An 11,794-nucleotide genomic window follows, 5' to 3' on the forward strand; every position below is an offset into this window, starting at 1 on the left:
GCTGCTCTTTGCCGGCAGCCATGTGGCTGGCTTATATTCAACTGATCCGGAAGTTATCGCGCTAATTAAGCATTTTCTAATCTATGCGATCTTCTTCCAGATCTCCGATGCCATTGCGACGCCAACCCAAGGTGTTCTGCGCGGATATAAAGACGTAAACCCAGCCTTTATCATCTGCTTCGTCGCCTACTGGATTATCGGGCTCCCCACCGGCTATGTTCTTGCCGAACATACAGATTTAGGGGCGTACGGCTACTGGATCGGGCTCATCACGGGTCTAGCTATCGGGGCGGTGCTGCTGCTTAACCGGCTCTTTAAGATCCAGCACCGATTTGCGGCGCAATATACCGGAACGCAGACGGAAAACTAAGGGAATCAGCGGCGCTTTTGAATAATGATAAGAAGGCCGCTCCCTTGGCAGTTCAATCTGCTAAGTGGGGCGGCCATGAGTTTAACTTTATTTGGAGCTAACGGCTTTTGACAAGAAGTTCTACCGCTTCCTTAATTACTTTATTCGGCGAATTGCCTTTATCCAGTTCTTCCTGGATGCAGTGCTCCAGATTCGACCCGATCACCGTCCCAACCGTCCGGTCAACGGCAGTACGGATAGCAGTTAGTTGAGTAACGATATCCCGGCAATCCTTTCCCTCCTCCAGCATGGCGAGAACGCCGCGCACCTGACCTTCTATCCGTTTTAGTCTGTTTTTAATGGCGTTATCGTATTCCATATCCGTTCCTCTCCTCTGATCCGAAATCAGATAAAAAGATTCGTTCCCGAACTTCCGGCAGCACCGATGTAACTGGCAACCCCCGCAAAATCGATTCCGTCAATCAATTCCTCCCGCCGGATGCCCATAATATCCATGCTCATTGTGCAAGCTATCATTCGGACGCCCGATTTGGCTGCATTCTCAATCAGCTTTTCCAATGAGTCAACATTTTTCCGCCGCATGACACTCCGTATCATTTTGGCCCCTAGCCCGCCCATGTTCATCTTCGACAGCGGCAGGTTCTTCGTTCCTTTGGGCAGCATCAGGCCGAACATCTTATCCATCCCGCTCTTGTTCGGCCGGGGCGCTTCCGGCTTGCGTAATAAATTAAGCCCCCAAAAGGTAAAGAACATCGTAACCTTGTTACCCATTGCAGCCGCGCCGGTTGCGATGATGAACGATGCGATTGCCTTATCCAAATCTCCACTGAAGACCACCATGGTTGTCTCCTTACCGGCCGAATTCTCTGAATCTTGACCGGGATCAACGTTCCGGTTCTCTGCTCCTTTGCGGACCCGAGCTTTGACTTTACCGCTTTCTATTTTGACCGACTCAAGCGTATGGCCCATGCTCTGGCACCACTGCTTAATATCAGGTGCGAATCCGAAATCAGTCGCTGTGATCTCCATTCGCTGTCCTTCCGCAAGGCCTTGCACCGTTTCATACACTTTGAGTATAGGGCCGGGACATTGCAATCCGCAAGTATCCACCTGTATTGTCCGTTCAACTCCCGTTGGCGCGCCTGCTGATTGGGCCATAACTGCTGAAGGCACAGCATTTCCAACTGGCTGAATGAAATTGTCGCTTAGGGAAGTCAATCCATTATTACCCGCTGCCATAGATGCGTATGTCTTGTAGCCGCCATCTACGTTCCGGACCTTAAATCCGTGCTGAACCAGCATCCTTGCCGCAATATACCCTCGAAGTCCCACCTGGCAGCTAACCGCGATCTCTTCATTTGAAGGAAGTTCGTCAAGACGGCTGCGAAGCTCCGCGAGCGGTATATGGATCGAGCCCGGGATAAACCCGGCCACCCGCTCGGTTTCTTCTCTAACATCAATCAAAGCACCGCCCTGCTGCACAAAATCATCCACCTCGTACCACTGCATGATCTCAACCAAGCCTTCCGATATATTGGAGGCTACGTATCCCGCCATATTCACGGGATCTTTGGCTGAGGAATACGGCGGCGCATAGGCCAATTCAATATCGGCAAGCTCATGAACCTTGATTCCTCCGCGTATGGCAGTTGCGATAACGTCAATTCTTTTGTCTACACCATCCGCCCCGATAGCCTGAGCGCCAAAAATAGATCCGGTTTCCTTCTCGAACAACAGTTTCAACGAAATTGGCGAAGCCCCCGGATAATAGCCTGCATGCGATTGGGGATGTATATGAATGGCTTGATACGGTACTCCAAGCCTTTTAAGCGTCTTCTCGTTGTTGCCAGTAATGCCCGCAGTCAGGCTGAAGGCTCTGATAATGGCTGTACCCAGAGAACCTTTATATTCAATATTCTTCCCATTGATATGATCGGCAACCAGTCTCCCCTGGCGATTTGCACCCCAAGCAAGCGGAACTAGCGTCTCGTATCCTTGTATACGATCCTTGACTTCGATGGCGTCACCTATGGCATAAATCGCGGGATCGCTCGTCTGAAGCCGTTCATTGACGCGAATCGCTCCCCTGATCCCCAGTTCAAGACCGCTATTTCGGGCAAGCTCGCTTTCCGGCGATACACCGATAGCAAGGATAATAAGATCGGTTTCCAGCTGCCGGCCTGAATCAAGGCGGATCAGACCGCCCTTTTGCTCAATTGATGCCACTTCCGTTTGCAGCAATACTTCTACACTGTTCAGCTCCATATGCCGTTCAATCAGTACAGCCATTTCCGCATCAAGTGGATGAAGCAGCTGATCTCCCCGGTCAACAACAGTAACACTCAGGCCTTTCTCCCGTAAATTTTCAGCCATTTCCAGCCCGATAAAGCCCGCTCCGATAACGGTTGCATGTCTGGGCCGGTTCTCGTCAATGAAGGATTTGATCCGATCCGTATCGTGTATATTTCGCAGCGTGAATAGATTTCCGGCTTCACCGATTCCCCGTATATCCGGCACGATCGGCCTGGCTCCCGGAGAGAGCACAAGTATATCGTATGCAAGGGAACCTAATTCTCCGGTTACCGTACTGCGATAGGTAATTGTTTTTGTACTCCGGTCAATTTCCGTCACTTCCGTAAGCGGCCTAACGTCGATATTGAACCGTTCCCTGATGCCTTGCGCCGTTTGAACGAATAGTTTATCCCGGGAATCAATAGCGCCTCCGATATAATACGGCAGACCACAGTTGGCAAAAGAAACATGCTCCCCGCGCTCGAACATGATAATTCTGTCATTTTCGTTCCATCTGCGCAGCCGTGCGGCAGCCGAAGCTCCACCTGCTACTCCTCCAACAATAATAATCGTTCTGCTCAAGATAATCCCTCCTCTAAATACCCTATGGGGTATATAGTATACGGGTGGGGGTATTAAGTCAATACTCAACTGGGTTTATAAAACGCTCCTAAGTAGGAACGGCTGCTCCGTTCTCTTAGGGACGGTACCGTTTCTCGTAAAATATAAGACCGAACGATAAGCGCGAAGCTTATAAAGTTGATCTTATAAAAAAACCCCACGCTGATTTGCGCAGGGCTTGTACAGATATATATGAGCTGCAATCTTACTGGGACAGACGCAAAGCCAGATTATACGTGTCCAGATCGAATTCTTTCTTGGTGTTGACGACAAGATCGATATCGGTAAGTGTAAGCTCGCCATTAATGATGCCGCAGGCTTTGCCTGATTCACCCTCGATCAATTTGCGCACGGCAAAATCACCCAAGCGGCTCGCCAGGTTACGGTCTGCCGGAGTCGGGCTGCCGCCGCGCTGGATATGTCCCAGTACCGTTACGCGCGCATCGATCGAAGCATGCCGGTCCTTAAGCGCATGAGCGATGTCTTCGCCTTTGCCTACGCCTTCAGCTACGATAATAATACTATGCTGCTTGCCTCTGGCGAAGTTGTCCTTCATCCGGTCTGCAACTTCGTCCAGATCGAAAGGTATTTCGGGAACAAGGATCGTTTCCGCACCGGAAGCCAGTCCACTATGCAAAGCGATGTCGCCACAGTGCCGCCCCATAACTTCAACGACGGAAGAACGTTCATGGGAAGACATCGTATCCCGCAGCTTGTTAATGGCATCCACAACAATGCTGACAGCAGTATCGAAACCGATGGTGTAATCGGTAAAGGAAATATCATTGTCAATCGTTCCTGGAAGCCCCATCGTCTTAATGCCGAGCTTGCTCAATTTGTTCGCCCCGTTGTAAGATCCGTCACCTCCGATGACGACAAGTCCGTCGATGCCGTACTCACGCAAGATATCGGCGCCTTTTTGCTGGCCTTCCGGCTGCAAGAATTCCAGACAGCGGGCGGATTGAAGAATTGTGCCCCCGCGCTGAATAATGTCGCCGACGCTGCGAATCGTCATCGGGAAGATATCCCGGTTCAATAGCCCATGATATCCCCGCTGAATACCGAATACATCAATACCGTAATAAATGGCGCTGCGCACGACGGCGCGCACGGCGGCGTTCATCCCTTGCGAATCCCCGCCGCTTGTCAATACTGCAATTTTCTTTACATCTGCCATACGAATGGTTTCCTCCTTAGAATGCTAATACAAATGCTTGCGTATCCATCGGCTGTTGACAAAGAAGAATAGTCTGGTAAGCGGACTTCTCTTCATCAGCCGTCTCGACACTGAGCGAACCTCCCGCTGTTCGCTTACTTTCGGATCAGATAAATACAATGCCAGCAGCCCCTCGATGATCATGCGGTGCAAGGGAGTCTCAGGTATGTTCCGAACATCTCTTCGTGCCCACTCCACGATTGAAGCGATCCGATTCAGCATGATATCCGTATTGTCATAGTAATTGCAGAAATTGAGATCGCCGCCGGCACGGTCTTCATCCTGGTCAATCAGATAGTCCAGCATAATATGCAGGCAGCACAAATGCGGGAAATACCCCGATCGGATTAATGAAACGTCCGGCTTGGTCAGCCTTGAATCGCAGGAAGCCAGAAAAAGCATAAAGACGCCTAATGTCGATCCAGTTGCCGCCGCAAATTCATTCCAATATAATTGCGGCGCCCTGCTTCTGTTCTCCTCCCACCATTCCTTAAGCGCAGCTTCTCTCATTTCCGGACGGATATGCTTGTATACCTGAAGGTCCGTATACAATGCAGCCAGATCATGGATCTCGGAAGCCGCCGCCGTGTAACCGGGAAGCCTTGAGATCATTTCCTGACAAGTGCGGACCAGCCGATGCAAATATCCGCCGTCATTCTGTTCACTGCGGAGCGCATAATAATTAACCGGTTCAGCACCTGGTGTAATTGCATCCAGCATCGATTGGTGCAGCAACCTGAAGTCCTCAGGGTCCATAGAAGTGCTGCGGTCGCACAAGTTGTCCAAGTAATCGCTTATCGTCTGGTAAGCGACTATCAGCGGAATGAGAATGTGCCTCATCGGTAAATTTCCGGCGGCATAAACACCTCCGCCTTCACAATGAAACTGTTTCGTTTCAATACTTGCGAGCGCTTGCTTCCGGAGCTCGGGATCGGGAATCCCTTCCGCATCTTTGCGCCAGTGATTAAGGCAGTTTCTCACCTCAGGCAGCACGTACTTGTAGACCCTGCTCATCAATCCAACCGGGCCACGCGGACTCAGGGAACGGCCTTGCTCAAATTCACTCAATGACGGTGCCTCCACATTGTTGTCTCCTTATCCAAATCATAATTATTATAATATGATCCAAACGTTTGTACAAACAACAATATCACTCCGGAATCCCCATTTGCAGTGCAAAATAGCGGCACTTCACGTCAATACTTAAAGAGCATAGATGGAAGCTTCATGGGCCTGAACTGCTTTTTCTAGGAATATTCCTTCCCTTTTTGGCTTTCTCCATACGGCCGAGATACTTCTCACCCGGAAGAACTTGCGCTATAATAGACTTAGCAGCAGATATTAGTACTTGGTAACAATATTGGAAGGGGCATTCTGCAATGATTTTTGATGAATTCAAGCAATTGGCACAGTCCCGCCGCAGTATCCGGGATTTCAGCGAAGAAGATGTGCTCCCGGAAGACATAAGAGATATTATCGACTGCGCCCGGTATGCTCCCAGCGATACCAACTCGCAGACCTGGGATTTTATCGCCGTAATGAACCGTGACAAAATCAAGGAGATTGAAGCCTTTACTTGGGAACGGCTGAAGGAAATCGCGGCTTCGGCGGAACAACGCGGACTGGCGCGGGAAGCTAAGATGATGGTGAAGTCGTTCGGCCCTTACGCGACCGCTTTCGGCAGCGCTCCTGCGATGGTTATTTGCCTGGCGACCCCATACACTTCTAAATTCCGTGAGCGCATTTTCGACCCGCTTGAGTTCGGCAGTCCAGAGATTTGGGCTGAAGAAGGAATCAAGAGCAGCAGCCTGTCCATTCAGAATTTGATGCTCGCCGCACATGCCAAAGGGCTTGGCACCTGCCCGATGACCGGCCCCGTACTGCTTGCCGAACAAGATCTTCGGGAATATTTGAATATTGCTGGGGACCGGCAGATCAATATGGCGGTTGCGCTTGGACATCCCGCCGCTCAGCCAAAAATGATTGCCCGCAAAGAGATCGATGAGATTCTGACCATTGTGAAGTAATCTATACATGACAGAAAAGGGCCTGCTGTCTCCTTCAAAAGACCGGCAGAGCCCTGATTTTTTGGGAAAGATGCTGTTGAAATAATCCCCGCGCCAAAATAAAAAACACAGCTCCCATAAAGAGAACTGTGTCTTGACTTATACATTGCCTGGGTTACGCCTTAATAAAAGCTTACCATATCAAGTATATTCAGAGCGAAGGGCTGTTCCCTTCCGCCTTGTCTTACAGTTTGATTACGTTAGCTGCTTGCGGTCCACGGTTGCCTTCAGTGATTTCGAATTCAACGGATTGACCTTCTTCCAAAGTTTTGAAGCCATCTCCTTGGATTGCGGAGAAATGAACGAATACGTCTTCGCCGCCATCAACTTGGATGAAACCGTAGCCTTTTTCTGCGTTAAACCATTTTACTGTACCTTTCAAGTGAACAACCTCCTAAAAATGCCGCCATATATGGCGAATATCTACATTATACTTCAATCTTCCAGGCAAAGCAATCCATCTTTTAATTGACCGGGAATTAATTTGCTTTTCCCTTCTCCGGTGCGTTATCATTTATCAAAAGCCAAATATCGCCAGGGTGGGACAACAATGATCAAAAAACACGAAATCTACAAGACGGATAAATGGAATATGATGACTGTAGAGGTCCAGGGCCGCTATATTGTACTGAGGGAAATATCCGACCAGTGGGGCGAAGAAACGCATACTTTTCTCAGCCGTCCTGCGTTGATGCAATGGGTTAATAACCGGTTTAATAAGGAATCCTATAAAGATAACGAGGAAGAGTACAATCGCATCATGGCGGCGTTTAAGCAGGTGTAAGACATGAACAATGAAAGTCTGGCCATATATGTTGTCGCCGTTCTATGCTTGGGCGCCGTGCTGATTATGAGCAAGGACCGCCTTGATCCCAGATTGAGAAGGGTCATCGCGTTAATCACGGTTGTAATGATTGCGCTGGCTTTTGTCTTTGTCATTTATGACTTGCTGATCTGATGTTAAGCGAGGGCAATGACATATGGCGCAGGAATAGATCCATAAATAGATTCATAACCACAGATTGCCGGGGAATACTAGGGGCACCTTTACATTCAAGGAGGCCGCCGTCATGTCTTTCGCAGCTAGATCCCTTTCTGCGCTGCTTGCGCTCGGTCTGCTGCAGGGGAGCTTCTCCTCCGCCGCGGCTACACCGCAGCCCGCGCAAATCTCATCCCATTTATTAAGGAGGATTCCCATGGAACAATTATTGAAGAGAAGCGAAGTGCCCGCTGAGAACCGTTGGAAGCTTGAAGATATGTTTGCTTCACAGCAGGTATGGGACAAAACTTATGACGAAGCCAAGAACCTGATTAAGGAAGCCTCCAAATTCCAAGGCAAGCTAAGCACCGCTTCCGCACTGAAAGAGTGCTTCGAGCTGGACGACGAACTGTCGCTCAAGACCGAGCGTTTATATGTATACGCCCATATGCGCCAGGATGAAGACACCGCGAGTCCGGTCTATCAGGCGCTTTCGCAGAAAGCAAAGAAGCTCAGTGTGGATGCGGGCGAAGCCCTCTCCTATGTAACACCGGAGATTCTTGCGCTGCCCGTGGAGAAACTTGACGAGTTCATTGCCGATCCGGCGCTTTCGGATTATACATTTACGCTGACGGAAATGAAGCGTCAAAAAGCCCATGTTCTCTCGAAACAGGAAGAGGCGCTGCTCGCGCAGGTTGGCACACTGTCCCAGGCACCGCAAAATATTTTCGGCATGCTGAACAACGCCGATCTTAAATTCCCGAAAATCAAGGACGAGTCCGGGAAAGAAGTTGACCTGACCCACGGAAGCTACATTAAATTCCTTGAAAGCCCGAACCGGGAAGTCCGCAAGAACGCCTTTACGGCGATGTACGATACCTATGCCAAGCAAAAGAACACGATCGCCGCAACCCTGAGCGCCAATGTGAACAAGAACGTCTTTTATTCGCGCGTGCGGAAATATCCTTCCGTCCTGGAGATGTCGCTGTTCGGCGATAACATTTCCAAGGAAGTCTACACGAACCTCATCGACACGATTCATGAGAGCCTGCCGCTGATGCACCGTTACATGAAGCTGCGCCAAAAGCTGCTGGGCGTGGATGAGCTCCATATGTATGATTTGTTCGCGCCTCTGGTGGACGAATACAAGCTGGATATTCCTTTTGAGGAAGCCAAAAAAATCACGAAGGAAGGCCTAAAGCCGCTAGGCGAGGATTATCTAAAGACGCTCCAGGAAGGATATGACAACGGCTGGATCGACATTTACGAGAACGAGAACAAGCGCACCGGAGCGTACAGCTGGGGAGCCTACGGCACTCACCCGTACGTGCTGCTGAACCATAACGACAATCTGAACAGCATGTTCACGCTGGCGCATGAAATGGGCCATGCCCTCCACTCGTACTATTCGGATAATGCGCTGAAATATCGCGACGCGCAATATACTATTTTTCTGGCCGAGGTAGCCTCGACAACGAACGAAGCGCTGCTGATGCATTATTTGCTGGAAAAATCGACGGACAAGAAGGAAAAGATGTATCTCCTCACCTATTATGCGGACCAGTTCCGCACCACGGTGTTCCGTCAGACGATGTTTGCCGAATTCGAGAAAATCGTGCACGAGCGCGCCGAGAAAGGCGAATCGCTCACACCGCAGGACCTGTCGTCCATTTACTATGATCTGAACCGCAAATATTACGGCAAAGACATGGTCGTGGACAAGGATATCGAGATGGAATGGGCACGGATTCCGCATTTCTATAACAGCTTCTACGTCTACAAATATGCGACAGGCTTCTCAGCGGCCACCAGCTTCTCCAAACAGATTCTGGAGGAAGGCAAACCGGCGGTTGACCGGTATCTCGGGTTCCTGAAGAGCGGCGGCAGCGACTACTCCATCAATATTTTGAAAAAAGCGGGCGTCGATATGTCCTCGCCTCAGCCGATCCGCGAAGCGATGAGCGTCTTTGAAAATGTGATTGAGCAAATGGAGCAGTTGACGAAGTAAAGTGTGAACCCTTTGGCGATCTAGGTTTGCAAGTTCATATCGTCGTCCCTTGCCCTTTTCGGGTAAGGGACTTTATAATGTAAAGCGGCCGTCTAACTGCCGATTCGGAATTTTCCCAAGGAGGAAGTTTGTTATGAAAATGCAATGGTCTTTAATTTTTGGCCTGATTTTTGCGCTGCTTATCGCCTTATTTGCCGTTATTAACGTCGATCCGGTTCAAGTGAACTTCGGTTTCAGCATCGTGTCGCTCCCGCTGATCCTGGTCATTCTTAGCTGCGCGCTGATCGGTGGAGTCATCGTGGGCTCGTACGGAATATTCCGTCAGTACAAGCAGCAAAGAAAGATCAAATCCCTTACTGCCGAGCTCGTGAAAGCCAATGAAAAAATCGCGGAACTGGAAACGGCAAACGCGGTGAGTACGATGCCAGAGAGCACCATACCCGGCGGAACGACAACATTTAATTAATGTACGGTTGATTGTTCACTAGTTAAAAAGACAGGAGGATTTCGATGCCAATCCTTTCGATACAGCCCAATGAAAAATACATTCTGACTATCCTCAAGAAACTGCTCGATACACCCAGCCCTAGCGGCTTCACCCATGCCGTCATGAAGCTTGTTGCAGAAGAAGGCGCCGCTCTTGGAGCAAGCCTGTCCTGGAACGAAAAAGGCGGGTTAATTCTAAGTGTCGATGGCCTTGATCCCTCCCGCACCATCGGACTGAGCGCCCATGTCGATACGCTCGGAGCGATGGTCCGCTCCATCCGCCCGGACGGCACCCTGCGCCTGACCTCCGTCGGGGGCTTCACGATGTACAGCATCGAGAATGAATACTGTGTCATTCATACACGCAGCGGAAAGACTTATACCGGAACGATTTTGTCGACCCGACCTTCCGCCCATGCCTACCCTGCCGATGCCCGTGATATTAAACGGATCGAAGAAAATATGGAGGTCCGCATCGACGAAGTCGTCTCAAGCAAGGACGATGTGCTGAAGCTGGGCATCTCTGTCGGCGATTTTATTTCGTTTGACGCCCGTCCCGTTATTACGCCAAGCGGCTTTATCAAGTCGCGCCATCTGGACGACAAAGCGAGCGTCGCCGCCCTGCTCGGCCTGCTGGAAAGCATCAAGCGTGAAGGCTGGAAACCTCTGCATAATCTGTCGCTGCTGATCTCCAATTATGAAGAGGTCGGACACGGCGCCTCCTGGATTCCCGGCGGCATCAGCGAATTGATCGCCGTCGATATGGGCGTCCTAGGCGATGATTTAAGCTGCAAGGAGACCGATGTCTCCATCTGCGCCAAAGATTCCACCGGCCCTTACGATTATACGATGACCGGACGGCTCATCGAGCTTGCCCAGGGCCTGGGTATCCCCCATGCGGTTGATATTTATCCGCATTACGGCTCTGACGCCTCTGCGGCGCTTCATGGCGGCGCCAATATCCGGGCCGCGCTGATCGGCCCGGGCGTTCACGCTTCTCACTCCATGGAGCGCACGCATAAGCAGGCCGTATTCAATACGGCCAAGCTGCTGGCCGCTTATGTTGGAGCGAACTGACAGACACGCTTCCACGTCCTATCATTGTATCGTAAAAAAGCTGGCCTCCCGGTTTCCCGGGGCCAGCTTTTTACGCTCTATTTACTTCACAACAACCTTCGCCGCAGCTGCACTGAACCGCTCCAAGGCTGCCTGCAAAATTGATCGTGGGCAAGCCACGTTGATCCGCAGAAATCCTTCCCCTTCACTTCCGTACACCGAGCCTTCATTAAAGGCAACGCCTGCCTCTTGATACATCAGCTTTTTCAGCCCCGCTCCGTTTAAGCCCAGCGCCCGGCAGTCCACCCACAGCAGGTAGGTAGCCTCAGGCTTCATTACCTTGACTTGCGGCAAATGCTCAGCCAGATAAGAGGACGCGTACTCGATGTTGCCGCTGATGTAGGAGATCAGTTCGTCAAGCCACTCAGCCCCTTCGGTATAGGCGGCTTCTACCGCATCCTGAGCGAAAAAGCTGGCCATATGCAGACTAAGTGTCTTGATCCGCGTCTCGAATTTGCGTTTCATTTCCGGGTTCGAAGCCACGATAAAAGAGGAGTGAATGCCCGGCAGATTGAAGGTTTTGGTCGGAGCCAGCGCCATCAGTGTAATGTCCGACAGTTCCTTGGACAGCGAGGCGAACGGAATATGCTTGTGTCCGGGAAGCGCCAAATCACAGTGGATTTCGTCAGAAACCACGGCA

General features: G+C 50.6%; 12 protein-coding genes and 1 pseudogene. 7 read left to right on the forward strand and 6 right to left on the reverse strand.

The window, feature by feature from the left end; all coding sequences use genetic code 11:
- Positions 1-370, forward strand: a 370-nt coding sequence (locus L691_RS27875; protein WP_036735400.1) for an MATE family efflux transporter, incomplete at its 5' end; no start/stop codon positions are given.
- Positions 371-467: 97 nt separating this feature from the next.
- Here L691_RS27875 and L691_RS0105135 read toward each other — a convergent pair.
- The 4 genes from L691_RS0105135 to L691_RS0105150 all read right to left on the reverse strand — a co-directional run bounded on the left by L691_RS0105135 (position 468) and on the right by L691_RS0105150 (position 5,567).
- Positions 468-728 carry a metal-sensitive transcriptional regulator gene (locus L691_RS0105135; RefSeq protein WP_025689182.1) on the reverse strand — a complete coding sequence of 87 codons (261 nt, stop codon included), beginning with the start codon at positions 726-728 and terminating at the stop codon, positions 468-470.
- Positions 729-754: 26 nt separating this feature from the next.
- Positions 755-3,244: a CoA-disulfide reductase gene (locus L691_RS0105140; protein WP_025689184.1), complete on the reverse strand. Its 2,490-nt coding sequence runs from the start codon at positions 3,242-3,244 to the stop codon at positions 755-757.
- Between the two features lie 244 nt (positions 3,245-3,488).
- The gene (gene pfkA / locus L691_RS0105145; RefSeq protein WP_025689186.1) at positions 3,489-4,460 is read right to left on the reverse strand and encodes a 6-phosphofructokinase; all 972 of its coding nucleotides are present in this window, start codon (positions 4,458-4,460) and stop codon (positions 3,489-3,491) included.
- Positions 4,461-4,484: 24 nt separating this feature from the next.
- Positions 4,485-5,567 (reverse strand): tetraprenyl-beta-curcumene synthase family protein, encoded by a 1,083-nt coding sequence (locus tag L691_RS0105150; protein ID WP_025689188.1) that lies wholly within the window; start codon positions 5,565-5,567, stop codon positions 4,485-4,487.
- A gap of 311 nt (positions 5,568-5,878) precedes the next feature.
- On the opposite strand from L691_RS0105150, the gene L691_RS0105155 reads away from it, so the two are divergent.
- Positions 5,879-6,526, forward strand: a complete 648-nt coding sequence (locus L691_RS0105155; RefSeq protein ID WP_025689189.1) for a nitroreductase family protein — start codon at positions 5,879-5,881, stop codon at positions 6,524-6,526.
- Positions 6,527-6,749: 223 nt separating this feature from the next.
- Here the strand turns inward: L691_RS0105155 and L691_RS0105160 are convergent, their stop codons facing one another.
- Positions 6,750-6,947, reverse strand: a complete 198-nt coding sequence (locus L691_RS0105160) for a cold shock domain-containing protein (protein WP_025334410.1) — start codon at positions 6,945-6,947, stop codon at positions 6,750-6,752.
- A gap of 168 nt (positions 6,948-7,115) precedes the next feature.
- On the opposite strand from L691_RS0105160, the gene L691_RS0105165 reads away from it, so the two are divergent.
- The 5 genes from L691_RS0105165 (at position 7,116) to L691_RS0105185 (ending at position 11,115) form a co-directional block, all read left to right on the forward strand.
- On the forward strand, positions 7,116-7,349 hold the full coding sequence (locus L691_RS0105165; RefSeq protein ID WP_025689191.1) for a hypothetical protein: 234 nt from the start codon (positions 7,116-7,118) through the stop codon (positions 7,347-7,349).
- A 3-nt stretch (positions 7,350-7,352) separates the two neighbouring features.
- Positions 7,353-7,523: a hypothetical protein gene (locus L691_RS32505; protein ID WP_036735403.1), complete on the forward strand. Its 171-nt coding sequence runs from the start codon at positions 7,353-7,355 to the stop codon at positions 7,521-7,523.
- A 238-nt stretch (positions 7,524-7,761) separates the two neighbouring features.
- A complete protein-coding gene (pepF, locus tag L691_RS0105175) occupies positions 7,762-9,552 on the forward strand; it encodes an oligoendopeptidase F (protein ID WP_025689192.1) in 1,791 nt (596 codons plus the stop codon).
- Between the two features lie 133 nt (positions 9,553-9,685).
- The gene (locus tag L691_RS0105180) at positions 9,686-10,018 is read left to right on the forward strand and encodes a LapA family protein (RefSeq protein WP_025689193.1); all 333 of its coding nucleotides are present in this window, start codon (positions 9,686-9,688) and stop codon (positions 10,016-10,018) included.
- A gap of 44 nt (positions 10,019-10,062) precedes the next feature.
- Positions 10,063-11,115: a M42 family metallopeptidase gene (locus L691_RS0105185; protein WP_036735405.1), complete on the forward strand. Its 1,053-nt coding sequence runs from the start codon at positions 10,063-10,065 to the stop codon at positions 11,113-11,115.
- An 81-nt stretch (positions 11,116-11,196) separates the two neighbouring features.
- On the opposite strand, the pseudogene L691_RS0105190 reads toward L691_RS0105185, so the two are convergent.
- Positions 11,197-11,794: pseudogene (locus tag L691_RS0105190) on the reverse strand (cystathionine beta-lyase); the annotation flags it as partial.

The sequence above is a fragment of the Paenibacillus zanthoxyli JH29 genome, from assembly GCF_000520715.1.
In the GTDB taxonomy this organism is placed as follows: Bacteria; Bacillota; Bacilli; order Paenibacillales; family Paenibacillaceae; genus Paenibacillus_AQ; species Paenibacillus_AQ zanthoxyli.